The sequence below is a fragment of the Ferrovum myxofaciens genome, from assembly GCF_000735045.1.
Lineage (GTDB): Bacteria > Pseudomonadota > Gammaproteobacteria > Burkholderiales > Ferrovaceae > Ferrovum > Ferrovum myxofaciens.
In genome coordinates this window covers 77,260-101,060 of sequence record NZ_JPOQ01000008.1, presented here as the reverse complement: position 1 = coordinate 101,060, position 23,801 = coordinate 77,260, and the positions used below count along the sequence as shown (strand labels likewise).

General features: G+C 55.1%; 22 protein-coding genes and 1 tRNA gene. 20 read left to right on the top strand and 3 right to left on the bottom strand.

Annotated features, from left to right (window positions below):
- Positions 1-9: 9 nt before the first annotated feature.
- Positions 10-1,854, top strand: coding sequence for an ATP-dependent zinc metalloprotease FtsH (gene ftsH, locus IV91_RS0101730; protein ID WP_411463677.1), 1,845 nt, complete (start codon positions 10-12; stop codon positions 1,852-1,854).
- Between the two features lie 112 nt (positions 1,855-1,966).
- Positions 1,967-2,752, top strand: coding sequence for a dihydropteroate synthase (gene folP, locus IV91_RS0101725; RefSeq protein WP_051861862.1), 786 nt, complete (start codon positions 1,967-1,969; stop codon positions 2,750-2,752).
- Between the two features lie 27 nt (positions 2,753-2,779).
- On the opposite strand, the gene IV91_RS0101720 is transcribed toward folP, so the two are convergent.
- A complete protein-coding gene (locus tag IV91_RS0101720; protein WP_051861835.1) occupies positions 2,780-3,583 on the bottom strand; it encodes a formylglycine-generating enzyme family protein in 804 nt (267 codons plus the stop codon).
- Between the two features lie 383 nt (positions 3,584-3,966).
- Here IV91_RS0101720 and glmM point away from each other — a divergent pair, with 383 nt between their 5' ends.
- On the top strand, positions 3,967-5,319 hold the full coding sequence (glmM, locus tag IV91_RS0101715) for a phosphoglucosamine mutase (protein ID WP_031595524.1): 1,353 nt from the start codon (positions 3,967-3,969) through the stop codon (positions 5,317-5,319).
- On the opposite strand, the gene IV91_RS0101710 is transcribed toward glmM, so the two are convergent.
- Positions 5,316-5,780 carry a SixA phosphatase family protein gene (locus IV91_RS0101710; RefSeq protein WP_031595523.1) on the bottom strand — a complete coding sequence of 155 codons (465 nt, stop codon included), beginning with the start codon at positions 5,778-5,780 and terminating at the stop codon, positions 5,316-5,318. The two genes, glmM and IV91_RS0101710, sit on opposite strands and share 4 nt — an antisense overlap.
- Entirely contained in the window at positions 5,777-7,861 is a 2,085-nt protein-coding gene (ppk1, locus tag IV91_RS0101705) for a polyphosphate kinase 1 (protein WP_031595521.1), read from the bottom strand. Before ppk1 ends, IV91_RS0101710 begins: the two co-directional genes overlap by 4 nt.
- A gap of 176 nt (positions 7,862-8,037) precedes the next feature.
- On the opposite strand from ppk1, the gene IV91_RS0101700 reads away from it, so the two are divergent.
- The 17 genes from IV91_RS0101700 to nuoH all read left to right on the top strand — a co-directional run bounded on the left by IV91_RS0101700 (position 8,038) and on the right by nuoH (position 23,801).
- Positions 8,038-8,814 (top strand): GNAT family N-acetyltransferase, encoded by a 777-nt coding sequence (locus IV91_RS0101700; RefSeq protein ID WP_031595520.1) that lies wholly within the window; start codon positions 8,038-8,040, stop codon positions 8,812-8,814.
- Between the two features lie 135 nt (positions 8,815-8,949).
- The gene (gene ppx, locus IV91_RS0101695; protein ID WP_031595517.1) at positions 8,950-10,425 is read left to right on the top strand and encodes an exopolyphosphatase; all 1,476 of its coding nucleotides are present in this window, start codon (positions 8,950-8,952) and stop codon (positions 10,423-10,425) included.
- 90 nt (positions 10,426-10,515) lie between these two features.
- Positions 10,516-11,559: a phosphate ABC transporter substrate-binding protein PstS gene (gene pstS / locus IV91_RS0101690; RefSeq protein WP_031595516.1), complete on the top strand. Its 1,044-nt coding sequence runs from the start codon at positions 10,516-10,518 to the stop codon at positions 11,557-11,559.
- A gap of 128 nt (positions 11,560-11,687) precedes the next feature.
- Entirely contained in the window at positions 11,688-12,680 is a 993-nt protein-coding gene (gene pstC, locus IV91_RS0101685) for a phosphate ABC transporter permease subunit PstC (protein ID WP_031595514.1), read from the top strand.
- Positions 12,681-12,682: 2 nt separating this feature from the next.
- Positions 12,683-13,543: a phosphate ABC transporter permease PstA gene (gene pstA / locus IV91_RS0101680; protein WP_031595512.1), complete on the top strand. Its 861-nt coding sequence runs from the start codon at positions 12,683-12,685 to the stop codon at positions 13,541-13,543.
- 11 nt (positions 13,544-13,554) lie between these two features.
- The gene (gene pstB, locus IV91_RS0101675) at positions 13,555-14,349 is read left to right on the top strand and encodes a phosphate ABC transporter ATP-binding protein PstB (protein WP_031595511.1); all 795 of its coding nucleotides are present in this window, start codon (positions 13,555-13,557) and stop codon (positions 14,347-14,349) included.
- Between the two features lie 96 nt (positions 14,350-14,445).
- Complete coding sequence (gene tpiA / locus IV91_RS0101670) at positions 14,446-15,219, top strand: triose-phosphate isomerase (RefSeq protein WP_031595509.1); 774 nt, start codon at positions 14,446-14,448, stop codon at positions 15,217-15,219.
- Entirely contained in the window at positions 15,219-15,554 is a 336-nt protein-coding gene (secG, locus tag IV91_RS19500; protein ID WP_031595508.1) for a preprotein translocase subunit SecG, read from the top strand. Before tpiA ends, secG begins: the two co-directional genes overlap by 1 nt.
- Before the next feature lie 40 nt (positions 15,555-15,594).
- Positions 15,595-15,679, top strand: a tRNA-Leu gene (locus tag IV91_RS0101660).
- A gap of 192 nt (positions 15,680-15,871) precedes the next feature.
- Positions 15,872-16,228, top strand: coding sequence for an NADH-quinone oxidoreductase subunit A (locus IV91_RS0101655; RefSeq protein WP_031595506.1), 357 nt, complete (start codon positions 15,872-15,874; stop codon positions 16,226-16,228).
- Positions 16,229-16,266: 38 nt separating this feature from the next.
- Positions 16,267-16,749 carry a NuoB/complex I 20 kDa subunit family protein gene (locus tag IV91_RS0101650; RefSeq protein ID WP_031595505.1) on the top strand — a complete coding sequence of 161 codons (483 nt, stop codon included), beginning with the start codon at positions 16,267-16,269 and terminating at the stop codon, positions 16,747-16,749.
- A gap of 5 nt (positions 16,750-16,754) precedes the next feature.
- Positions 16,755-17,342 carry an NADH-quinone oxidoreductase subunit C gene (locus IV91_RS0101645; RefSeq protein WP_031595503.1) on the top strand — a complete coding sequence of 196 codons (588 nt, stop codon included), beginning with the start codon at positions 16,755-16,757 and terminating at the stop codon, positions 17,340-17,342.
- A complete protein-coding gene (locus IV91_RS0101640) occupies positions 17,342-18,607 on the top strand; it encodes an NADH-quinone oxidoreductase subunit D (RefSeq protein WP_031595501.1) in 1,266 nt (421 codons plus the stop codon). The genes IV91_RS0101645 and IV91_RS0101640 overlap by 1 nt, the downstream gene beginning before the upstream one ends.
- A gap of 2 nt (positions 18,608-18,609) precedes the next feature.
- Positions 18,610-19,086: an NADH-quinone oxidoreductase subunit NuoE gene (gene nuoE, locus IV91_RS0101635; protein WP_031595500.1), complete on the top strand. Its 477-nt coding sequence runs from the start codon at positions 18,610-18,612 to the stop codon at positions 19,084-19,086.
- The gene (gene nuoF / locus IV91_RS0101630) at positions 19,083-20,378 is read left to right on the top strand and encodes an NADH-quinone oxidoreductase subunit NuoF (RefSeq protein ID WP_051861833.1); all 1,296 of its coding nucleotides are present in this window, start codon (positions 19,083-19,085) and stop codon (positions 20,376-20,378) included. The genes nuoE and nuoF overlap by 4 nt, the downstream gene beginning before the upstream one ends.
- Position 20,379: 1 nt before the next feature.
- Positions 20,380-22,761: an NADH-quinone oxidoreductase subunit NuoG gene (nuoG, locus tag IV91_RS0101625; protein WP_031595497.1), complete on the top strand. Its 2,382-nt coding sequence runs from the start codon at positions 20,380-20,382 to the stop codon at positions 22,759-22,761.
- A complete protein-coding gene (gene nuoH / locus IV91_RS0101620) occupies positions 22,761-23,801 on the top strand; it encodes an NADH-quinone oxidoreductase subunit NuoH (protein ID WP_200874304.1) in 1,041 nt (346 codons plus the stop codon). The genes nuoG and nuoH overlap by 1 nt, the downstream gene beginning before the upstream one ends.

The following is a 23,801-nucleotide window of genomic DNA, read 5'->3' as shown; positions in this document are numbered from 1 at the left end:
TTGGTGTTGATGTTGCTGGTCAGTCAATTCCAGAACCATCAACCGTCGGGCGATGTCCTGAGTTATTCCTCTTTTATCGAAGAGATGAAAGCCGGACATGTCACCAAGGTGATCATCGATGGTCGGGCGTTGCGTGGCGAACGCTCCGATGGCAAACCTTTTACCACTTACACGCCCTCGGATCCATGGCTGGTCAGTGATTTGCTCAAGTATGGCGTGAATGTGTCGGCAAAGCCCGAAGAAGAGCCTTCCTTTTTCATGAACATGCTCATGTCCTGGTTTCCCATGTTGTTGTTGGTGGCGGTCTGGATATTTTTCATGCGTCAGATGCAGGGAGGTGGTCGGGGAGGGGCTTTTTCCTTCGGCAAGAGTCGTGCGCGTATGCTGGATGAAAACACCAACCCTGTGACTTTCGCGGATGTGGCTGGGGTGGATGAAGCCAAAGAAGAAGTGAGCGAGTTGGTGGAATTTTTGCGTGACCCCGGAAAATTCCAGAAATTGGGAGGACGGATTCCGCGCGGCGTGCTCATGGTAGGCAATCCCGGAACGGGGAAAACTCTGCTGGCCCGGGCGATTGCAGGGGAGGCCAAGGTTCCTTTCTTCAGCATTTCCGGTTCGGATTTTGTGGAAATGTTTGTCGGGGTGGGGGCAGCCCGTGTGCGCGACATGTTTGAACAAGCCAAGAAAAATGCCCCGTGCATCATCTTCATCGATGAAATCGATGCCGTAGGCCGCCAACGGGGCGCCGGTCTGGGTGGAGGCAATGACGAGCGGGAACAGACCCTCAACCAGATGCTGGTGGAAATGGATGGTTTTGAAGCGACAGTGGGCGTCATCGTCATTGCCGCCACCAACCGGCCTGATGTCCTTGATCCTGCACTGTTGCGGCCAGGACGTTTTGACCGCCAGGTCGTAGTACCCTTGCCAGACATTCGTGGGCGTGAACAGATCTTGCTGGTACACATGCGCAAGGTCCCTATCGCACCCGATGTGCGGGCCGATATCATTGCACGGGGCACGCCCGGATTTTCAGGGGCGGATCTGGCCAACTTGGTGAATGAATCAGCACTCTTTGCCGCACGATCCAATAAGCGCCTGGTGGACATGGATGATTTCGAACGGGCCAAGGACAAGATCATCATGGGCGCGGAACGACGTTCTCTCGTCATGCCTGAGCAGGAACGGCGCAATACGGCTTACCATGAGTCCGGGCATGCCGTAGTGGCCCGCATGCTGAAACTGACCGATCCGGTTCACAAAGTGACCATCATTCCCCGTGGGCGTGCACTGGGGGTAACCATGCAGTTACCCACGGAAGATCGCTATAGCATGAACCGCGACCAGATCCTGCAAAATATTGCCGTATTGTTTGGGGGGCGTATTGCGGAGGAAGTGTTCATGAATCAGATGACCACGGGAGCCAGCAATGACTTCGAACGCGCCACCGATATGGCGCGTCGCATGGTGACCCAATGGGGGATGTCGACTTCCATGGGGCCTATGGTTTATGGAGAAAACGAAGGAGAAGTTTTTCTTGGGCGGACCATTGCCACCCATAAGAATGTGTCGGAAGCCACGATGCAGAAAGTGGATATGGAAATTCGCCGCATCATTGACGAACAGTACGTCTTGGCGCGGGGCATCATCGAAACTCATCGCACTGAAATCGAGGCAATGACCCATGCCTTGCTGGAATGGGAAACCATCGATGCGGAACAAATCGAGGACATCATGTCCGGACGTCCGCCCCGTCCACCCAAACCGCCTGCGCCAGTAACGCCCAAGGCGCCCCCTCCCAGCGCTTCGCCGCCCCCGGCACCCGCCTCCACGGCTCAACCGGCTCAGGGCGTCTGAGTCCAGAGGGGTTTTGTCAGTGTGGATTCCCGGCGCGCCGGGTGGATCACCCAAATCACTCCCCGCAGTACACTGCGGGGAGTTTGTTTTGTCCTTGGCGCAACCTCGTATCATGGGGATTCTCAACGTTACTCCCGACTCATTCTCTGATGGGGGGATGCATCGCGATGCGCTGGCCGCCATAACCTGTGGACAAGCCTTGGTGGCACAAGGGGCTGACCTGATCGATGTAGGGGGGGAATCCACCCGTCCCGGAGCCCCTGAAGTGGAGTTGGCCGAGGAGTTGCGGCGTGTGATTCCGGTCATTGAAGGATTGGTGGATACGTTGAAGGTGCCCGTCTCCATCGATACCCGTCATCCCCAAGTCATGCAGGCAGCCATTCGTGCAGGAGCCACCCTGATCAATGATATCGAAGCTCTGCAGGCCCCCGGAGCCCTTGACTGTGTGCTCGAGCATGAAGTGGGCATTTGTCTGATGCACATGCAAGGACACCCCTTGACCATGCAGCAGTTGCCCCATTATCCTCTGGGGGTGGTAACTGAGGTATGCCATTTTCTTGCGGAGCGGGTTGCTTTATTGGAGCAGTATGGTGTGGAGCGCGCACGCATCCTGATCGATCCGGGGTTTGGTTTTGGCAAGACCCGTGCCCACAACCTGACCTTGCTGCAGCAGTTACCGGTTTTGGTGGATCTGGGGTACCCGGTATTGGTGGGCCTGTCCCGCAAATCCATGCTGGTCGGCCAACCCAGCATTTCCCCGCGCGAACGTCTGGGAGCCAGTCTGGCTGCGGCTTGCTGGGCGATTCAGGCAGGGGCGCATATCCTGCGTGTCCACGATGTGGCTGCGACCCGTCAGGCCGTGGATTTATGGATGAATACCTTGACAGTGGGGAAGTAATTCCCCCATTTCCCCATTTTTTCGATGCTATGGGAGTGTCTTGGCAAGTCGAAAACCAACGTCGTGATCCCCCTCTGCCGGTTTGCCCATGATGCGGTAAGTTGCGAGAGTGCCCTGCGGTTTGCTATTCCAGGAGCCGCCGCGAAGTACGCGCTTCATGCCGTCTCCTTGCCAGACACTGCCATCCGTTGGGGCACCATTATAGTTGTCGTGCCAACTGTCCTCCACCCATTCCCAGACGTTGCCGCTCATGTCGTACAAGCCAAAGGCATTGGCTTGTTTTTGAGCTACAGGATGGGTCATGTCGCCGCTGTTTCTGAAGTCCCAGGCCACGTTGTCGAGAGTACCTTTGCCGCAGTATTTCTGCTGTCCGCCCGCCCGGCAGGCGTATTCCCATTCTGCCTCAGACGGCAAGCGATACTGTTTGCCGGTCTTGGCGTCGAGTTTCTTGATAAATTCCTGAACGTCATCCCAACTGACATTTTCCACCGGACAGTCTTCTCCACAATTTCTGGCAAGCAAGCCGCCGCTGAAATGACTCGGATTATTGCCCATGATTGCTTTCCACTGTCCTTGGGTCACTTCGGTCTTGCCGATGGCAAAAGATTGGGCGATGGTGACGCGGTGCACGGGTTTTTCATTAGCCTCACCGTTGTTAGAACCCATGTCGAAACTGCCCACTGGAAGAGCAATCATTACGGAACATGCTGAGCAGTCCTGAACCTCTTTCAACTTTGACGAATCCGGCCCTCCAGTCATAGTCTCATCAGCGATTGCCAGTGTGTGGATCAGGGAAATACCGGCCGCAAAAACTAACGGGACATATTTCATTTTATTTCTCCTGTTCGGCAAGTTGGTCAATCAAGCGGATTTCGTCGGATTTGTAAGAGTGTGGCATTTTCTCGTAGCGCTCCTGTGTTTTGATTTTACGCGCACCTTTCCGGTTTGGGCAATAAGTTCAGGTAGGCTTGCCCTGGTGTAACGTCTTCCAGACTCGAACGTCTCTGGTCTGTTTTTGTATCAAGACAGATAATCAGAACGACGAGAATCGAAAAGTTCCGTTACGGCGGGGTTCATCAAGCATGGACAAGCGGACATGACGCCTCCGGATACCGTATGATTCCGAATCATCCAAGCCTTTCGTTTATGATGGGTGGCTAATAAATATAATGGCTTTTACGGCCTGTTGTTATTGATGCGTTAGAGGAGAATCAATGAACCGTCGTTATTTTGGAACGGATGGAATTCGTGGGCGGGTGGGCAGTGAGCCCATGACCCCTGTGATGATGCTGAATCTCGGGTATGCCGCAGGCACGGTGCTGGCTCAGGGAGCGGCTGCCAAAGAGGATCGTCCGGTGGTGATTATTGGCAAGGACACCCGCATTTCAGGTTACATGATCGAATCGGCCCTTGAGGCCGGACTTTCTGCAGCAGGGGTGGACGTCATTCTGTTGGGGCCCATGCCAACCCCGGCGGTGGCCTATTTGGTTCGGGCCTTGCGTTTACAGGCGGGGGTGATGATCAGCGCTTCCCATAACCCTTTCGAGGATAACGGGATCAAATTCTTCTCTGCCGATGGGATGAAATTGCCCGACAGCGTGGAACAGGACATTGAAGCCCAACTGAATCAACCCTGGTCTTGCCGTGACTCGGCCCAGTTGGGGCATGTCCGCCGCATGAATGACGCCGCAGGGCGTTATATCGAATTTTGCAAAAGTACGTTCCCCTCCAGTCTCGACCTCAAGGGACTGAAACTGGTGGTGGATTGCGCGCACGGGGCAACCTATCATATCGCTCCTTTGGTATTTCACGAATTGGGCGCCGAAGTCATTGCCATCGGCAATACCCCCAATGGCGTCAATATCAATGATCACTGTGGGGCGACACATGTCGACACATTGCGTGAGGCCGTGCGTACCCACCAGGCCGATATGGGGATCGCTCTGGACGGCGATGGAGATCGTCTCATCATGGTGGACGAGACAGGGAAAAGTTATGACGGGGATCAACTGCTTTATGCTGTGGTCAAACACCGTCAATCTTTGCCGGGATTCGCCGGCGGAGCAGTGGGGACCTTGATGACCAATCTGGCTGTGGAAAAGGCCTTCGAGCGACGACGAATTCCCTTTGTGCGGGCCAGAGTGGGGGATCGCTACGTCCTGGAAACGATGTTGGAACGGGGTTGGCTTTGGGGTGGAGAGAGTTCGGGGCATCTGATCTGTCGGGATAAGCACAGCACGGGAGATGGCATCATTTCGGCGCTTCAAGTACTGGCAGCCTTGACCAGCCAAGGGGTGACCCTGGCCAGTTATACCGCCGAAGTGGAACTCTACCCCCAACGCCTGATCAATGTGCGTACTGTCCAGTCGGTGGATTTTAAAACATCTGCACAGGTTCAGCAGGCAGTGACGGCAGCAGAGGAGGATATGGCCGGACACGGGCGGGTACTCTTGCGTGCCTCAGGGACGGAACCCTTGATTCGTGTCATGGTGGAGGGGGAAGATGCCACCCAAGTGGAGCGTTGGGCAGAAACCATCGCCGCCGCTGTGCGCGAGTTGGCAACCTAAATCAGTTCGGGGTCGATCACTGCATGGAGGATGAGTTGGATTTGTCCGTTCCGTTCGCGCTGTGTGAGCCACCAGAGCGCGCCTTTGCGTACGCTCCAGGGGGCGACTTCGCCCGTGAGTAGCCAGGCTGCGGTTTCTCCCAGGGTGGGTTGGTGGCCCACCAGCAGGGTGTAGGGATCAGCAGGCGCAGGCCAGGCGCAGGCCTGCAACAGGTCGCGCGGACGAGCCTGGGTTCCCAGATGCGTCACCGTTTCAAAGTGTCTGGAAAAGGCGCTGGCGGTTTGCTGGGTGCGCTGTGCCGGGCTGACCATAATGCGGGGTTCATGAGGCAAATGGGTCTTCAACCAGCGGGCCACTCGCCGAGCTTGTTGGTGGCCCCGTTCAGTCAGGGCACGAGCAAGGTCAGGAAAACCTTCTTCGGCTTCGGCGTGACGCCATAGGATCAGGTGGGATTGGCTCATGAGGAGGAAGATTTCTGGCTCAAATGCTGCAAGAGAAAGTCATGCACCCGGAAGCACGAACTGCCGCGCCGTGGATGGGTTCGCGCATATTGCCCCTCGCCGTTCATGATCCAGGCTGCGTGGTTGTCGCGCAGATAGGAACGGAGCCCTTCGCTCAGTATTCGTCGTTTGATGCGTGGATCGAGAATGGGGATACAGACTTCGATGCGGCGAAAAAAATTACGGTCCATCCAGTCTGCACTGGCGATGAATACATTGTGGCTTCCTCCATGACGGAAATACATGACCCGATGATGTTCCAGAAAACGACCGATCAGGGAGCGTACCCGAATATGTTCGGATAAGCCTTTGACCCCGGGACGGAGCAGGCAGACCCCCCGGATGATCAGATCGATATGAACCCCTGCCTGGCTGGCTTCATAGAGCGCTTCGATCAGAAGAGGTTCGGTCAGTGCATTCATTTTTGCGATGATGTGGGCTTTATCACCCTTGCGAGCAAACTGGATTTCACGGGCAATGGCCTGCAGGGTTCCTGAGTGGAGGGTGAAGGGGGCTTGCCAGAGATGGCGTAATCGCTCTTGCTTGCCCAGTCCCGTAATTTGCATGAAGATGGCGCTGACATCGGCGGTGATTTCCGGATGGGCAGTAAACAAACCGAAATCGGTATAGGTGCGCGTGGTTCGGGCATGATAGTTGCCTGTTCCCAGGTGGACATAACGCCGTAGTTCGCCTTGCTCGCGCCGAATGATGAGACACATTTTAGCGTGAGTCTTGTACCCGAAAACGCCATAGACCACATGGGCCCCGGCGGCTTCCAACTTTTCTGCCCAGTTGATGTTGGCTTCTTCGTCGAAGCGGGCCAACAGTTCCACCACCACGGTGACTTCCTTGCCTTGGTGGGCTGCCTCGATCAAGGCTTCGATCAATTCTGAGTCCGTGCCGGTACGGTAGACCGTCTGTTTGATGGCCAGTACCGCAGGGTCACGCGCCGCTTGTTGAACAAACTGAATGACGGGCATGAAGGGCTGAAAGGGATGATGCAGGAGAAGATCGCGTTTTTTCAAGGTTTCAATGAGAGGAACTGTTTGATCCAGTTCGCGGGGCAGTTGGGGCTGAAAGGAGGGAAACTTGAGATCCGGCCGGTCAACCAGGTCGGCGACCCGCATCAGGCGCACGAGATTGACGGGACCGTCCACTCGGTACAGATCTGTTTCTTCCAACTCGAAAGTATCAAGCAGGAATTGAGCCATGGTTTCGGAACAATTTTCCGGGACTTCAAGGCGTACTTCATCGCCATACTGGCGATGACTCAATTCGCCTTGCAAGGCGAGACGCAAATCACTGACTTCTTCATCTTCCAGAAGTAACTCGCTGTTTCGGGTCAAACGAAATTGATAGCATCCTTCGACAGTCAGACCATGAAAAAGATCGCCCACGTTGGCATGCAGGATCGAAGATAAAAAAATGAACCCATAGGGGCAACCACAAATTTCTTCGGGCAGTTGTATGAAGCGAGGAAGGGAACGGGGGGCTTGTACGACGGCATGGGTGCAGGGACGGCCAAAAGCATCGACGCCCGAAAGTTCCACGGCAAAATTGAGACTTTTATTGAGGATCCGAGGAAAAGGATGGGCTGTATCCAATCCAATGGGGGTCAATACCGGTTTAATTTCGCGCAGATAATAGTTGCGTGCCCAAGCGTGCTGGGCCTCGGTCCAATGATTGCGACGGTGAAAGCAGATACCCTCTTCTGCCAAACGTGGCAGGACGCGCTCGTTTAATAGATGATATTGATGGGCGACGAGTTCGTGTGCCACGTTGCAAACCAGACGGTAAACCCGTAAGGGGGGCAGACCATCCGGGCCGGTTTTCGTGATGCCTTCGCGAATTTGCTGTTTCAGGCCGGCAACCCGAATCTCAAAAAATTCATCCAGATTGCTGCTGACGATGCACAGATAGCGCAGTTGCTCAAGGAGAGGGGTCTCGTCATCTTCCACCAGGCTCAGGACGCGTCCATTGAATGCCAACAGGCCTAACTCACGATTGAGAAACCGGGACGCTGGTGTAACGGGATTGCTCATAAAGTCAGTCAAGAATGGGAACCGTGGAACGCCTTCAGTGTACCACCCTACGAGTATCAGGAAAACCAATATGATGCGGGCCTGTATTCATCGTCACGAATAATTCATGGCAGGTTCATGGCGGGGTAACAAGGCCAGGGCAAAGTGGGTAAACCTTCGTTCTGATGGAGAGATCCATGACCCAACTTGATCAAAGTCTGCAGAATATTCGTCAACCACGTCTGATATTTCAATATGCCCGCTCTCCTGCGGATGTGCGGGCGGCTCAGCAATTACGTTGGCAGGTCTTTCATGAAGAGATGGGGGCGCACTTGCATTCCCCCGAGGCAGGACTGGATCAGGATCGATTCGATGAACTCTGCGATCATCTGATTCTGCGCGATACGCGTAGTCATGAAGTGGTGGGCACCTACCGGATACTCAACGCGCAGCAGGCGGTGTGGGCCGGAGGATTTTATGCGGAAGAGGAATTCGATTTGACCCGCCTGTCCCATCTGCTACCTCATGTCATGGAGGTGGGACGGGCCTGCGTTCATCCGGATTATCGAAATGGTCTTTCCATTGCAGTGTTGTGGGCAGGTCTGGCCGAATATATCCAGACACATCGAGTGCAATATCTGATGGGCTGTGCCAGCATGACCATGATCGATGGGGGCCATACGGCGGCCTCGCTCTACCGCCAGTTGGAACTTTTTCATGGGGCTCCTGCAGAATGGCGTGTTTTCCCCCGTTGTGCATTGCCTCTGGCGGCGCTCGACAGCACGCGCGTGGTGGAGATCCCGCCGCTCATCAAGGCTTATCTGCGGGTGGGTGCCTATGTTTGCGGAGCTCCGGCGTGGGATGCGGATTTCAACACGGCGGACTGTCTGCTTTTGTTGCCCACGGCAGCCATGGATCAGCGTTATTCCCGCCGCTTCATGAAGGCCTCGGCTGAGGGAAAAACTTCCTTCTGAGGATTCATTTATCCGTGTAAGCACGTTGCCCGGTATGCGCTCAGGCATTATTACCCCAGGCAAGGATTTCTGGACCCGAGTAGTTCATTCGTGCATGATCTGGTAGAGTGGGGTTTTTTGTGAGGGTTGTAGGATATGCCCCAAGGAATCATCGCGGCAGTAGACTTGGGCTCGAATAGTTTTCGTCTGCAGGTGGCACGCGTGGTGCAGGGGCAACCTTATACGCTGGATGCGCTCAAGGAGTCCGTACGACTGGCGGCGGGATTATTGCCCGACAACACGCTGGATGCGGTGACACAGGAACGGGCCTTGGCCTGTTTGCGGCGTTTTGGCGAGCGGTTGCGTGCAGTTCCCCGGGAAGCCATCCGGGTCGTGGGGACCAATACCCTGCGCGTTGCCCAACACGCGGAAACCTTTCTGGAAGCGGCACAGGAAGCCTTGGGTGTTCCCATTGAGATCATTGCAGGTCAGGAAGAAGCTCGCCTGATTTATGTGGGTGTGGCGCATAGTCTTCCCCGCAGTCGATGCCGTCGGTTGGTGGTGGACATTGGCGGCGGGTCTACAGAAATCATCATTGGACGTGGGGTCAAACCGCAGCGCCTGGAAAGTTTATATATGGGGTGCGTCAGTTATACACAGCAGTTTTTTTCCCAAAACAAGGTGACAGAACGTCACTGGACGGCAGCCACTTTAGCGGCGGCCAATGAATTGCAGGCGCTTTCTGCCACCTTCGGGCGGGAGCAATGGGATGAGGCCGTGGGTTCTTCCGGGACGGCTCGAGCCCTGGCTGAGTTGCTGGAATTGAACGGCTTTGTGGGGCAAGGAATTACCCGGGCCGGACTGGCTTTTCTGCGAGAAAAGTTATTGGAGGCCCGCGATCCGCACCATCTGGTTTCCATAGGATTACGCATGGAGCGGGTGCCGGTGTTGCCGGGGGGGCTGGTCATCATGAGTGCGGTGTTCGATCACTTGGGGATCGAACAGATGCAAACCACGGACTGTGGTTTGCGCGAGGGTGTCTTGTATGAGATGCTGGGTCGCCTGAAACATCGGGATGTCCGGGAAGAGACGGTGCGCCATTTCGTCCAGCGGTACCATGCGGATCCGATGCAGGCGGAGCGGGTAGAAAAGTTGGCGCTTACTCTCTACCGTCAGGTGACCACCCGCCCCCAATATGTGCATTATTCCCCTTATCTGCGTTGGGCTGCCCAGTTGCATGAAATTGGGCTTTCCATCGCCCATGGGGGGTACCATCGTCATTCAACTTATATCGTTGATCATGCGGACATGCCTGGGTTCTCTAAAATGGAGCAGGCTATCGTGGGGGGATTGGTCCAGAATCATCGGGGGCGTCTGGTCAAGGGGGCAGAACGGATCACCAATCGGGAAGGTTGGCGCTTGGTGTTGTGTCTTCGTCTGGCGGTGTTGTTCTGTCGTGGCCGCGCACCTCTGGGGCGAACCCCGCGCTTTCGCCTGGCGGATGAGGGGGAGGAGGGGTTTTGCTTGCAACTCAATCCCGTCTGGTTGGCCAGCCATGCCTTGGCAGCCGCCAATTTGGAGAAAGAATGTCAGCAGTGGCAGGCTCAAGGTATTTCCTTGAGGGTGGTTTGACCCGGAAGATTCACGGGGCTGTAATCAATATGTCATATTTGGTAGTTACCCTGTTCCCGTACCCTTGCAATTTTTTCTACGGAGATTTTCATGACGATTCGATTCCTCTTGCGTTCTTGGGTGGCAGCCAGTGTTTTATGGGTGTCGGCTTGGGAAGCCCAAGCAACAGATATCACCGGAGCGGGATCCACTTTCGTCTATCCAGTTTGCGCCAAGTGGGCTGAAGGATTCAGAGTGGCCACTCAAAATAGTTTGAATTACCAATCTATTGGCTCAGGCGGAGGAATCAAGCAGGTGAAAGCCAAAGTGGTGGATTTTGGGGCAACGGACAAACCTCTGACCCGGGAAGAACTGAACCGGAGTTCACTGGTACAGTGGCCGCTCGTGGTAGGTGGCGTGGTTCCTGTAATCAATGTGGAAGGAATTGCCCCCGGACAAATGAAACTCGACGGACCGGTGTTGGCCGACATCTATCTGGGCAAGATCAAACGTTGGAATGATCCGGCCATTCAGGCGCTCAACAAGGGACTAAATCTGCCCGCACGGGACATCGTCGTGGTTTCCCGGACCGATGGTTCCGGGACCACCTTCATCTTTACGAATTACCTCTCCAAGGTCAGTGCCGAGTGGAAAAATAAGGTCGGGAGTGATACGGCCGTCAGATGGCCCACAGGCATCAATGGCAAGGGAAATGAGGGGGTGGCTTCCTATGTGCGTCAGCAGGCGGGGGGAATTGGTTACGTGGAATACGCCTATGCCCTGCAAAACAAAATGAGTCATGTTCAGATGAAGAACCACGAAGGGCAGTTTGTGGAACCGGATATCAAAACATTCAGCGCTGCGGCCAGCAATGCAAACTGGAAACCGGAAAACGGGTTTTACGAAGTTCTGACCGATGAACCGGGAAAAAACAGTTGGCCCATTACCGGCGCCACCTTTGTTCTGATGCAAAAAGTGCAGGAAAACCCGGAGCATGCCAAAACCGCCTTGCGGTTTTTCGAGTGGGCCTACAAGAACGGTCAAAAAGCCGCATTGTCCCTGGACTATGTTCCATTGCCCGATGATGTGGCCAGGTTGATCGAAGCCCAGTGGAAGATGGAACTGAAGGATAGTGCGGGTAAGGCACTCTACTGAGGAGGCTGCAGGAAATTTCTGTGTGGGGAGGGGTCCTTCTCTCCCCCGATTGCGCGATAATAGGAAAACCTCGGTACTGGGGTATAATCGCTCCGTTCCTGTCTTGACATTGTGTCCATGGCCGCCTTATGAACCCTATACCGACCCAACCTGCTGAGCGCGCGCCTGTGCCCGCAGGGCAGGCCCGTGGTTCCGGATATCTTGCCGACCGCTTGTTCGAGTGGATGACCCGCATCTTTGCATTGTTGGTGCTGTTCACTTTGCTGGCGATTCTGGCTTCGTTGGTGGTAACCAGCGCTCCTTCATTGAAAGCCTTTGGTTTTTCTTTCCTGTGGTCCGAAGACTGGGATCCCGTGCAGGATAAGTATGGTGCCCTGATCCCCGTTTACGGAACTCTGGTCAGTTCCTTTGTGGCTTTGCTGATTGCGGTTCCCATCAGTTTCGGGATTGCCGTCTTTCTTACGGAAATGTCTCCTCCCTGGCTTAAACGCCCGCTCGGGACGGCCATTGAATTGCTGGCTGCCATTCCCAGCATCATCTACGGGATGTGGGGACTGTTTTCCTTTGCCCCGATTTTTTCCCGGACGCTGCAACCCTTCTTGATCCAGACTTTGGGCAAAATACCCTTTGCCGGACAACTTTTTCAAGGCCCACCCTTGGGAATCGGTTTGCTGACGGCCAGCATCATTCTGGCCATCATGGTGATACCCTTCATCTCCTCGGTGATGCGTGATGTCTTTGAACTGGTTCCCGTTGTACTTAAAGAATCGGCCTATGGGCTGGGAGCCACCACCTGGGAAGTGGTCTGGCGGGTGGTATTGCCCTATACTCGTGCCGGGGTGGTGGGGGGAATCATGCTGGGACTGGGGCGTGCTTTGGGAGAAACCATGGCGGTCACCTTCGTGATTGGCAATACCCAGCATTTGAGTCCGTCGCTGCTGGCCCCGGGAAACAGTATTGCCTCGTCCCTGGCCAATGAATTTGCCGAAGCGGTGGGCGACCTTTATACCTCTGCGTTGATTGAATTGGGACTACTGCTTTTCATCATTACGACCATCGTGCTGGCTATGGCCAAATTGATGTTGTTGCGCATGGGGCAGCGTGAAGGAACGAGGAGCTGACCATGCGTTACACCACGCCCGAAATCCGTCGAATCTACCGCCGCCGTCAGATGGCCAATCGTTTTCATCTGTTCATGTCGGTGTTTGGCATGGGTTTTGGTTTGTTCTGGTTGACCTGGATTCTCTGGACCTTGTTGTCCAATGGTTTTGAAGCATTGAGTTGGTCACTGTTGACCCATCCGACGCCTTCTCCTGGAGGGGAAGGGGGGCTGGCCAATGCCATTTTGGGGAGCATCATGATGTCCGGCTTGGCAACTTTGATTGGAACACCGGTAGGGGTACTGGCCGGGACCTATCTGGCCGAATATGGTCGACGGGGCTGGTTGGCTCCCACGACCCGTTTCATCAATGACATTCTGCTCAGCGCCCCCTCCATCGTTCTGGGGTTGTTTGTCTATACCGTGTATGTGGCCCATGCTCACCACTTTTCAGGGATTGCCGGCGCTCTGTCTTTATCTTTGATCGTGGTTCCCGTGGTTGTCCGAACCACCGACGATATGTTGCGCCTGGTGCCGGACAGTCTGCGCGAAGCCGCCATTGCGCTGGGAGCACCCCGTTGGAAAATGGTGGTGATGGTGTCTTATCGGTCTGCCAAAAGCGGCATCGCCACGGGCGTGTTGCTGGCGGTGGCGCGCATCAGCGGTGAAACGGCTCCTCTCTTGTTCACTGCACTCAACAATCAGTTCACCACCTGGAACATCAATGAGCCGATGGCCAATCTGCCGGTGGTGATCTTTCAGTTTGCCATGAGTCCCTACGATGATTGGCACCGTCTGGCCTGGGGCGGGGCCATCCTGGTGACCTTCAGTGTGTTGGCAATCAATGTGCTGGCGCGTTTGCTGTTCCGTCAAAAAAGTTTTTGAGCAGGGGTTTCATGAGACATTCCGAGGTTTTCAATCTTTCTTCCATCGCGCCTGAAGTGCGTATCGCCATTCGTAATCTCAATTTTTACTACGGCCGCTTCCATGCGTTGAAGAATGTCACCATGGATATACAGACCAACAAGGTGACGGCCTTCATTGGTCCTTCGGGATGTGGTAAGTCCACTCTCTTGCGGACCTTCAACCGTCTGCATGAACTTTATCCGGCCAATCGAACTACAGGTCAAATTCTGCTGGATGGCAAGAATGTTTTGGACCATCGGGAAGACCCCACTTTATTGCGGGCGCGTGTGGGGATGGTTTTTCAGAAACCCACGCCGTTTCCCATGTCGATTTATGAAAACATTGCTTTTGGTGTGAGATTGTATGAAAGGTTGACGTCCGTGGAAATGGACGAGCGAGTGGAATGGGCTCTGAGCAAGGCGGCGCTGTGGCCCGAGGTGAAAGATAAGCTGCGCCAGAGTGGTAATGGGCTTTCCGGGGGACAGCAGCAGCGTCTGTGTATTGCCCGTTGTATTGCCATCAAGCCCGAGGTGATCCTGCTGGATGAGCCCTGCTCTGCGCTTGATCCTATTTCTACGGCGCATATCGAGGAACTGGTGCATGACCTGAAGAGCGATTACACTGTGGTCATGGTTACCCACAACATGCAGCAGGCCGCTCGAGTTTCCGACTATACCGCCTATATGTACCTGGGGGAATTGATCGAGTTCGATGAGACGGATCAAATCTTTACCAAACCCAATCAGAAGGCGACGGAAGATTATATTACCGGGAAATTCGGTTGATCTTCGGATTTGCGGTGCCAAGACCATTGCAAGGAACGCCATTTCAAGGCATCATCCTGCCCAGACATTTATTTCATGCAAGGTTTGGAACAGCTCATGCGTAAAAAACTTATTGCAGGCAACTGGAAAATGCACGGTTCTCGTGTAGCAAACGAGATATTGGTAAGGTCACTGCTGGCAGAACCGGCTTTGGAGCCCTCCGTTGAACTGGTGGTTTTGGTCCCTGCTCCCTATCTGGCCCAGATGCAGCAGTTGTTGGGTGATTCAGCCTGTGCCTGGGGAGGGCAGGATGTTAGCGACCAGGAACGCGGTGCTTTTACCGGAGAGGTGGCGGCTTCCATGTTGCGCGAATTCGGATGCCGGTATACGGTGGTAGGACATTCGGAACGGCGTCAACGCCATGGTGAGACCGATGTTCAGGTGGCGGCCAAGGCGCAACAGGCACTGTCTCAGGATCTGATTCCCATCCTCTGCCTGGGAGAATCCCTGGAGCAACGGGAGGCAGGAAAAACGGCGCAAGTGATGCGCCATCAATTGGGCGTGCTTCTGGACGTGTTGGGGGAAGCCGGCATGGTCCGTTCGGTACTGGCCTATGAACCCGTCTGGGCCATTGGTACAGGACGAAGTGCAACCCCGGCGCAAGTTCAGGAAGTCCATGCCTGGTTGCGCCAGCAGTGTGCCGAAGTGTCGCCGGGGTTGGCTGAAAACATCCAAATTCTCTATGGCGGTAGCGTCAAAGGTGCCAACGCGGTAGAATTGATGGCCTTGCCTGATGTGGATGGGGCACTGGTGGGGGGCGCTTCCCTGGTGGCGCAGGAATTTTTGGCGATCGCGCGCGCAGCCGCGAAAGCAAGTCAAAGGACTGAGTAATGGAAACGGTGGTTTGGTTCGTACATGTGGGGGCCGCACTTGGAATTATCGGATTGGTTCTCATGCAGCATGGTAAGGGCGCGGATATGGGCGCAGCCTTCGGGAGTGGTTCTGCGGGGGGATTGTTCGGTGCCTCGGGCGCATCGAATTTTCTGAGCCGCAGCACCGCGGTACTGGCGGCAGTGTTCTTTTGTACCAGCATGCTTCTGACCTGGTATTCAGGGCACGGTAACAAAGGGGCGAGCGTGATGAGTGGAGCCAATGCGCTCAAGGCTCCTGTGGTTTCGACGCCAGCAAATGGGGTTCCCACAAAATCCAACGAAATTCCAAAATAAGGTACACTGGTACCCCCCGGTCAAAGGGGATGAGTTTTAAGCCGATGTGGTGAAATTGGTAGACACGCCGTCTTGAGGGGGCGGTGGCGAAAGCCGTAGCAGTTCGAGTCTGCTCATCGGCACCATGGAATGATCGTGAACGGTTTGGCAGAGGTTTCTGTCAAATGGAAGTAATGGTGTCATAATGACCCACAAAGGAGGTCGAGTTTTCGATTTGGAACTCGACGGGGCTTACCCGGCGGCAGTATGGGGAAGTGCTCAATGATAATAATCGCACCCGCCCTATGAGGGGGTGCAGGAAACATTGCGAGTATGTGATGTCACAACATTATTTACCGGTATTGTTGTTCATTCTGGTGGGCGTGGGCGTGGGCGTGGTCCCTGCGGCTCTGGGTTGGTTCTTGGCGCCCCATCGTCCCGATCCGGAAAAGAATTCCCCCTACGAATGTGGCTTCGAGGCCTTTGAAGATGCACGGATGCGTTTTGATGTGCGCTATTACCTCGTGGCGATTCTCTTCATTTTATTTGATCTGGAAATTGCCTTCCTCTTCCCTTGGGCCGTGGTGCTGAAAGATATTGGTGGGTTTGGTTTTCTGGCCATGCTGGTATTTTTGGGGATATTGGTGGTGGGGTTTGCCTACGAGTGGCTCAAGGGCGCACTCGAATGGGAATGAAACAACGATTGCCGGGTTGATCCATCAGGGAGGGGAACATGGCACTGGAAGGCGTGCTCAAGGAAGGTTTTGTCACCGCAAGTCTGGATACGGTCATCAATTGGACCCGTACGGGTTCCCTTTGGCCCATGACATTCGGGTTGGCCTGTTGTGCGGTAGAGATGATGCACGCTGGCGCGTCCCGTTATGATCTGGATCGCTTTGGGATTGTCTTCCGCCCCAGTCCCCGTCAGTCCGATCTCATGATCGTGGCCGGGACGCTCTGTAATAAAATGGCGCCTGCCCTGCGCAAGGTATATGACCAGATGGCTGAACCCCGCTGGGTTATTTCCATGGGGTCCTGCGCCAATGGCGGGGGGTATTATCACTATTCCTATTCGGTGGTGCGTGGCTGTGACCGTGTGGTGCCGGTGGATGTCTATGTGCCCGGTTGTCCTCCCACGGCAGAAGCCCTGTTGTTTGGTTTGATCCAGTTGCAACAAAAGATTCGTCGTACTCAGACCATTGCGCGGGTGGCCTGATGAGTTTGCTGAATCGTGTTGAAACATTGGCAGGCGTGCTGAGTCATGCTTTTGGCGAAGTTCTGGAAGAATCCTCGATTCAGCGGGATGAACTGACCGTTCGTGTCAGCACTGAGCATTGGCTGGCAACGGCTCTGCGCCTGCGTGATGAGTTCGGTTTCGAGCAACTCATAGACCTGTGCGGAATGGATTATTCCACCTATCCCCACTGGTCACGGCCTCGCTTCGGGATTGTGGTGCATCTGCTCTCGATTCAGCATAACCTGCGCCTGCGCATCAAGATAGCGTCGCCGGAGGGGCCTGTTCCTCTGGTGGAATCGGTGGTCACGGTATGGTCTGTGGCCAACTGGTTCGAGCGGGAAGCCTTTGATCTGTTTGGCATCGTTTTTTCCGGGCATCCCGACCTGCGTCGCTTGCTGACGGATTATGGTTTTGTGGGACATCCCTTCCGCAAGGACTTTCCCGTTTCCGGATTCGTGGAAATGCGTTATGACCCGGAACAAAAGCGGGTCATCTATCAACCGGTCAGCATTCCACCGCGTGAAGTGATTCCACGCAAGACGCGTCCGGAACATTATGGGGATACGGCATAATGGCTGAAATACGTAACTACACCATGAACTTTGGTCCCCAGCACCCTGCGGCACATGGGGTGTTGCGTCTGGTTCTGGAACTGGATGGCGAAGTGATTGAACGGGCCGATCCCCATATCGGTCTTCTGCACCGCGGGACAGAGAAGTTGGCGGAAACCCGTACCTTCCTGCAAAGTGTGCCCTACATGGATCGTCTCGACTACGTATCCATGATGTGCAATGAACATGCCTATGTTCTGGCCATCGAGAAATTGTTGCAGGTGGATGTGCCGATCCGCGCTCAATATATTCGCGTCATGTTCGACGAAATCACCCGCATCCTCAATCACTTGCTATGGATTGGGGCGCATGCATTGGATATCGGAGCCATGACGGTGTTTCTCTATGCTTTCCGTGAACGGGAAGATCTGGTGGATTGCTATGAAGCTGTCTCCGGAGCCCGTCTGCATGCGGCCTACTATCGCCCCGGTGGGGTGTATCGGGATTTGCCTGAACGCATGCCCCAGCATCTGGCCAACAAGGAAGTGCGGGGCGGACGTTCGGATGCCAAAGCACAACGTTTGAACCGTAATCGTCAGGGTTCATTGCTGGATTTCATTGAAGATTTCGTCGATCGTTTTCCGAATTATCTGGATGATTACCATAATCTGTTAACCGACAACCGAATCTGGAAGCAACGGACGGTGGGGATCGGGGTCGTGACGCCAGAACGTGCGCTGTCTCTGGGCTTTACAGGGCCCATGTTGCGTGGATCAGGGGTGGCCTGGGACTTGCGCAAGAAACAACCGTACGAAACCTACGCTGAGATGGATTTTGACATTCCGGTGGGGGTGAATGGCGATTGTTACGATCGTTATCTGGTGCGGATGGAAGAGATGAAACAATCTAACCGTATCGTTCGCCAATGCATCGACTGGTTGCGTCGTAACCCGGGGCCGGTCATCACCGATAACCACAAGGTAGCGCCGCCTTCGCGGGAATCCATGAAAGAAAACATGGAAGAGTTGATTCACCATTTCAAACTCTTCACCGAAGGCATGCATGTGCCACCGGGAGAAACCTTGGCCAGTGTGGAAGCACCCAAGGGTGAATTTGCCATTTATCTGGTTTCCGATGGAGCCAACAAACCTTACCGTCTCAAGATTCGGGCCCCCGGTTTTGCCCATATGGCGGGTCTGGATGAAATGTCACGTGGGCATATGATTGCAGACGTGGTGGCCATCATCGGGACCCAGGATATCGTTTTCGGAGAAGTGGACCGCTGATCATGCTGAGTACGGAATCCAAACAACAGATCGACCGCGAAGTCGCCAAGTACCCCGCGGACCAGAAACAGTCGGCAGTGATGTCGGCCCTGCGTATTGCTCAGGTCCAATATGGCTGGCTGTCGAAGGAAGTCATGAACAGTGTGGCTGAGTATCTGGGCATGCCCGCCATTGCGGTGTATGAGGTGGCCACTTTCTATGAAATGTACAACCTCAAACCCATGGGGCGGCACAAATTAACGGTGTGCACCAATCTGCCCTGTGCGTTATCGGGTTCCACGGAGTTTTGTGACCGGCTCAAGGAAAAACTGGGCATCGGTTTTGGCGAAGTGACGGCGGATGGCGCCATTGGTCTCAAGGAAGGACAGTGTTTCGGGGCCTGTGGTGATGCGCCGGTACTTTTGGTGGACAACCATACCATGCACTCTTTCATGGATGAAGAAAAACTGGATACTTTGCTCAAGGAGTTGAAGTCATGACCGGCGTCATTCTCGAGGGGCTCGATCGGGATCGGACCTGGTCGCTGGAACACTATCTTCAACGGGGGGGTTACGAAGCCCTGCGCAAGATTTTGACGATGCCCATGACTCCCGAGCAGGTTGTGGATGAAGTCAAGAAGTCCGTGTTGCGTGGCCGGGGCGGAGCAGGTTTTCCGACGGGCCTCAAGTGGACCTTCATGCCCAAGAACTATGTGGGGGACAAGTATGTGGTGTGCAATTCGGATGAAGGAGAACCGGGTACCTTCAAGGATCGCGACATCTTGCGCTATAACCCCCATGCCTTGATCGAAGGGATGATCATTGCGGGGTATGCCATGGGTGCGACCCGTGGTTATAACTATATTCACGGTGAAATCTGGGAAGTCTATCAGCGCTGTGAAGAAGCCATTGATCAGGCCCGTGCGGCAGGCTTCCTGGGACAAAATATCCTGGGTTCGAAATTTTCCTTCGACTTGTTCAACCATCATGGTTATGGGGCCTACATATGTGGGGAGGAAACAGCCCTGCTGGAATCCCTGGAAGGCAAGAAGGGCCAACCCCGTTACAAGCCCCCCTTCCCCGCCACCTATGGACTGTACGGCAAACCAACCACCATCAACAACACGGAAACCTTTGCCTGCGTGCCCTGGATCATCCGCAATGGGGGCGAAGCCTTTTTGCAGTTGGGTAAACCAAACAATGGCGGCACCAAGATTTTTTCCGTTTCGGGGCATGTAACCCGACCGGGTAATTACGAAGTTCCTTTGGGGACCCCCTTTTCCACCCTTCTCGAAATGGCTGGCGGAATGCGGGGGGGGCGGAAGATCAAGGCGGTCATTCCAGGGGGATCCTCCATGCCGGTTTTGCCCGGAGACCTGATGATGCAATTGGACATGGACTATGATTCCATTTCCAAGGCGGGTTCCATGCTGGGTTCCGGAGCAGTGATCGTGATGGATGAAACCACCTGCATGGTGCGGGCACTGGAACGTTTATCCTTGTTCTATCATGAAGAATCCTGTGGACAATGCACCCCTTGCCGGGAAGGCACAGGCTGGTTGTACCGGATTATCCATCGCATCGAGCATGGTCAGGGACGCCAGGACGATTTGGACTTGTTGCATTCTCTATCCAATAATATTCAGGGGCGCACCATCTGTGCCCTCGGCGACGCTGCTGCCATGCCGGTGCGTAGTTTCGTGACCCATTTTCGGGATGAATTCGAATACCACGTTACCCATCGGCGTTGCCAGGTGGGGGCGGTGAGCGATTCTCAAGAGAAGGCAGCCTGATATGGCATTATTGAACCTCGAAATCGACGGAAAACCTACCCAGATTGAAGCCGGGCGTACCGTCATGGATGCGGCCAAGCAACTGGGGATCAAGATTCCTCATTTCTGCTATCACCGTAAACTGTCCATTGCCGCCAATTGCCGGATGTGTCTGGTTCAGGTGGAAAAGGCGCCGAAACCTCTGCCTGCCTGCGCCACCCCAGTGACCGAAGGGATGAAGGTACATACCCATTCACCTTTGGCCGTGGAGGCACAGAAGGCAGTGATGGAGTTTTTGCTCATCAATCATCCCCTCGACTGCCCCATCTGCGACCAGGGTGGCGAATGTGAGTTGCAGGATATCAGCGTGGGCTACGGCGGCGGAGCTTCGCGTTATCAGGAAGCCAAACGGGTAGTCTCCAACAAGGATCTGGGTCCGCTTATTTCCACCGACATGACACGTTGCATCCTGTGTACGCGCTGTGTGCGTTATGGCCAGGAGATTGCCGGGATCATGGAACTGGGCGTCGGTGGACGGGGAGAGCACTCGGAAATCCTGGCGTTCATGGATCTGACCGTGGATTCGGAGGTTTCGGGCAACGCCATCGACCTCTGTCCTGTGGGCGCACTGACCAGCAAGCCTTTTCGTTTTGCGGCCCGTTCCTGGGAATTGACGCGTTTCCCGTCGGTGAGCCCGCACGATGGATTGGGGACACAGATCGAGGTACAGGTCAAGATGCCCAACGACGTGGTGCGTGTGCTTCCACGTAAAAACGACGACATCAACGAATGCTGGTTGTCCGACCGCGATCGATTTTCCTATCAGGCGTTGCACAGCGCTGATCGGCTGCTTCATCCCCAGGTCAAGCGGGACGGACAGTGGACTCAGGTCACTTGGGCCGAAGCCTTGCAGTGCGTGGTGGATGGTTTGGAAAAGGTGCGCCATGACAGCGGGGGCGAAGGGATCGGTGCATTGTTGAGTCCTCATCAAACCCTTGAAGAACTTTATTTGGCGCAAAAGTTACTGCGTGAATTGGGTTGCCATAATATCGATCACCGCACCCGTCAGGTGGATTTTTCTCTCGACGCCCTGCAACAAGGGACACCCTGGCTTGGCATGGCGATTGCTCACTGGTCAGATCTGCGGGCAGTTCTGGTGATTGGGTCGGTGTTGCGTCAAGAGCAACCTTTGCTGGCGGTGCGTTTGCGGCGCGCGGCCCGGTCCGGGGCGCAGGTACATCGGGTGGCGGCGCGCAATGAGGATTGGGCCATGCCCGTGGCGGCAACCCTGCTGGGCAAACCCAGCGAATGGCCGGCACTGCTCGGTGAAATACTGAGTGCCGTGGCCCAACAAACAGGCATCCCTCTGCCTGAAGATTTATTGCCTTTGACCACCACGACACCTTCGCCCGAGGCTTTGGCCTGTGCGTCCAATCTGCTGACGGCGCAGGGAAAATCAGCGGTGGTATTGGGGCAACTGGCTCAACAACATCCCGATTATGCGACACTTTATCGTTTGGCCCAGGTGTTGGGCGAAGTGACGGGGGCTTCCTTTGGACAATTGGCGCTGGCTGCCAATACGGTGGGGGCTGCGCTGGCTGGGGCCTTGCCTCAGCGCGGGGCCTTTCATACCCATGCCCAGACGGGGTTGGATGCCCAGGCGCAATGGCGCCAGCCGCGCCAGGCCTATGTGGTGATGGGGTTGGAACCCTCTCTGGATTGCGCGGACCCCACCCTGGCTTTGAAAGCGTTGCGTCAGGCCGAGACGGTGGTGGCCCTGAGTGCCTTCAAGGGGGATGCGGAACAATGGGCAACGATCATGCTACCCATTGCACCTTTTACTGAATCTGCCGGAACCTTTGTCAGCATGGAAGGACGGGTACAATCCTTCAATGGCGTGGTGTCGCCCCAGGGTGAAGCGCGTCCAGCCTGGAAAATCTGGCGCGTGCTGGGTAATCTGCTGGATTGTCCAGGTTTTGCTCAGGAAACCCTTGAGGAAGTGCGTACGGAAATTTCACCGGACCTGCCGCTGGTCTGCCGCGAAGCACTCAGCAATCAACTATCCCAGGCGCCCGTTCTAAAAGTTCGCGCCTCTCTGGGAACCGTGGAACGGGTGGGCGAATTACCCGGTTACCATGCTGACCCACTGGTGCGACGTGCGCCTGCATTACAGGAAACCGCCCTGGCAGGGGACATTCGGGTCATTCTGCATCCTGCCCAGGCAGCCAGTTTGGGTTTGAGGGAGGGACAATCGGTGCGGGTTCGACAGGGTGAAGGCAGTGTAGTTTTGCCCGTGACCCTGGATGAAACGCTGGCGGAGGGATGTGCGGTGGTGCCTATTGCCCATCCGCTCTGCGCGTCATTGGGCGAGGCCATGGGCATGGTCGTACTGGAGGGGGCATGATGGATACGCTTCAAGCATTCTTCGGCCCGCTCTGGCCACTGGTCTGGACGCTGATCAAGATTCTGGCCATCGTGGTACCCATGATGGGGGCAGTAGCCTATCTGACCTTGGCAGAACGCAAGGTCATCGGCTTCATGCAGATCCGTATCGGTCCGAACCGGGTGGGGCCATTCGGATTGCTTCAGCCCATTGCGGACGGGATCAAGTTGTTGATGAAGGAAATCATCATTCCCAGTGGGTCCAACAAGTTTCTCTTCGTACTGGCTCCCGTACTGGCCATTATGCCCGCTCTGGCGGCTTGGGCTGTGGTGCCCTTTACCCCGGATCTGGTATTGGCCAATGTGGATGCCGGACTGTTGTACATCTTGGCCATCACTTCCATGGGAGTTTATGGTGTGGTGCTGGCTGGTTGGGCTTCCAACTCCAAATATGCCTTCCTTGGGGCCCTGCGTTCTGCAGCCCAGATCGTGAGTTACGAAATCGCCATGGGATTTGCCTTGGTGACGGTACTGATGATGTCCCACAGTCTCAATTTGGTGGATATCGTCAAGGCTCAGCAAGGAAGTCTGGGACTCTTGCAATGGAACTGGATTCCGCTTTTCCCCATGTTCGTCATTTACGTCATTGCAGGGACGGCTGAAACCAATCGGGCGCCCTTTGACGTGGCTGAAGGTGAATCGGAAATTGTGGCGGGGTTCCATGTGGAATACTCCGGTATGGCCTTTGCCATCTTTTTCCTGGCCGAATACGCCAACATGATTCTCATTGCCGCACTGGCATCCCTCATGTTCATGGGCGGCTGGTTGTCGCCGGTCTCCTTCCTGCCTGATGGAATTCTGTGGTTGTTTGCCAAGATGAGTTTCATTTTGTTCCTGTTCCTGTGGTTCCGGGCAACCTTTCCGCGCTACCGCTATGATCAGATCATGCGTCTGGGCTGGAAGGTTTTTATTCCTGTGACTCTGATCTGGTTGGTGATCGTGGGCCTGCTCCTGCAGGAACCCCTGCGCGGTCTTCCCGTGCTCAATCTTTGGTTCCATTGA

Excerpts from the sequence above, each read along its gene's own strand:
- ftsH (WP_411463677.1), top strand. The coding sequence starts at position 10 with ATGTTGCTGGTCAGTCAATTCCAGAACCATCAACCGTCGGGCGATGTC.
- pstB (WP_031595511.1), top strand. The coding sequence starts at position 13,555 with ATGAGACATTCCGAGGTTTTCAATCTTTCTTCCATCGCGCCTGAAGTG.
- IV91_RS0101700 (WP_031595520.1), top strand. The coding sequence starts at position 8,038 with ATGACCCAACTTGATCAAAGTCTGCAGAATATTCGTCAACCACGTCTG.
- secG (WP_031595508.1), top strand. The coding sequence starts at position 15,219 with ATGGAAACGGTGGTTTGGTTCGTACATGTGGGGGCCGCACTTGGAATT.
- IV91_RS0101650 (WP_031595505.1), top strand. The coding sequence starts at position 16,267 with ATGGCACTGGAAGGCGTGCTCAAGGAAGGTTTTGTCACCGCAAGTCTG.
- IV91_RS0101655 (WP_031595506.1), top strand. The coding sequence starts at position 15,872 with ATGTCACAACATTATTTACCGGTATTGTTGTTCATTCTGGTGGGCGTG.
- nuoG (WP_031595497.1), top strand. The coding sequence starts at position 20,380 with ATGGCATTATTGAACCTCGAAATCGACGGAAAACCTACCCAGATTGAA.
- pstS (WP_031595516.1), top strand. The coding sequence starts at position 10,516 with ATGACGATTCGATTCCTCTTGCGTTCTTGGGTGGCAGCCAGTGTTTTA.
- IV91_RS0101710 (WP_031595523.1), bottom strand. The coding sequence starts at position 5,780 with ATGAGCCAATCCCACCTGATCCTATGGCGTCACGCCGAAGCCGAAGAA.
- nuoH (WP_200874304.1), top strand. The coding sequence starts at position 22,761 with ATGGATACGCTTCAAGCATTCTTCGGCCCGCTCTGGCCACTGGTCTGG.
- pstC (WP_031595514.1), top strand. The coding sequence starts at position 11,688 with ATGAACCCTATACCGACCCAACCTGCTGAGCGCGCGCCTGTGCCCGCA.
- ppx (WP_031595517.1), top strand. The coding sequence starts at position 8,950 with ATGCCCCAAGGAATCATCGCGGCAGTAGACTTGGGCTCGAATAGTTTT.
- nuoE (WP_031595500.1), top strand. The coding sequence starts at position 18,610 with ATGCTGAGTACGGAATCCAAACAACAGATCGACCGCGAAGTCGCCAAG.
- IV91_RS0101720 (WP_051861835.1), bottom strand. The coding sequence starts at position 3,583 with ATGAAATATGTCCCGTTAGTTTTTGCGGCCGGTATTTCCCTGATCCAC.
- ppk1 (WP_031595521.1), bottom strand. The coding sequence starts at position 7,861 with ATGAGCAATCCCGTTACACCAGCGTCCCGGTTTCTCAATCGTGAGTTA.
- folP (WP_051861862.1), top strand. The coding sequence starts at position 1,967 with ATGGGGATTCTCAACGTTACTCCCGACTCATTCTCTGATGGGGGGATG.
- pstA (WP_031595512.1), top strand. The coding sequence starts at position 12,683 with ATGCGTTACACCACGCCCGAAATCCGTCGAATCTACCGCCGCCGTCAG.
- nuoF (WP_051861833.1), top strand. The coding sequence starts at position 19,083 with ATGACCGGCGTCATTCTCGAGGGGCTCGATCGGGATCGGACCTGGTCG.
- tpiA (WP_031595509.1), top strand. The coding sequence starts at position 14,446 with ATGCGTAAAAAACTTATTGCAGGCAACTGGAAAATGCACGGTTCTCGT.
- glmM (WP_031595524.1), top strand. The coding sequence starts at position 3,967 with ATGAACCGTCGTTATTTTGGAACGGATGGAATTCGTGGGCGGGTGGGC.
- IV91_RS0101640 (WP_031595501.1), top strand. The coding sequence starts at position 17,342 with ATGGCTGAAATACGTAACTACACCATGAACTTTGGTCCCCAGCACCCT.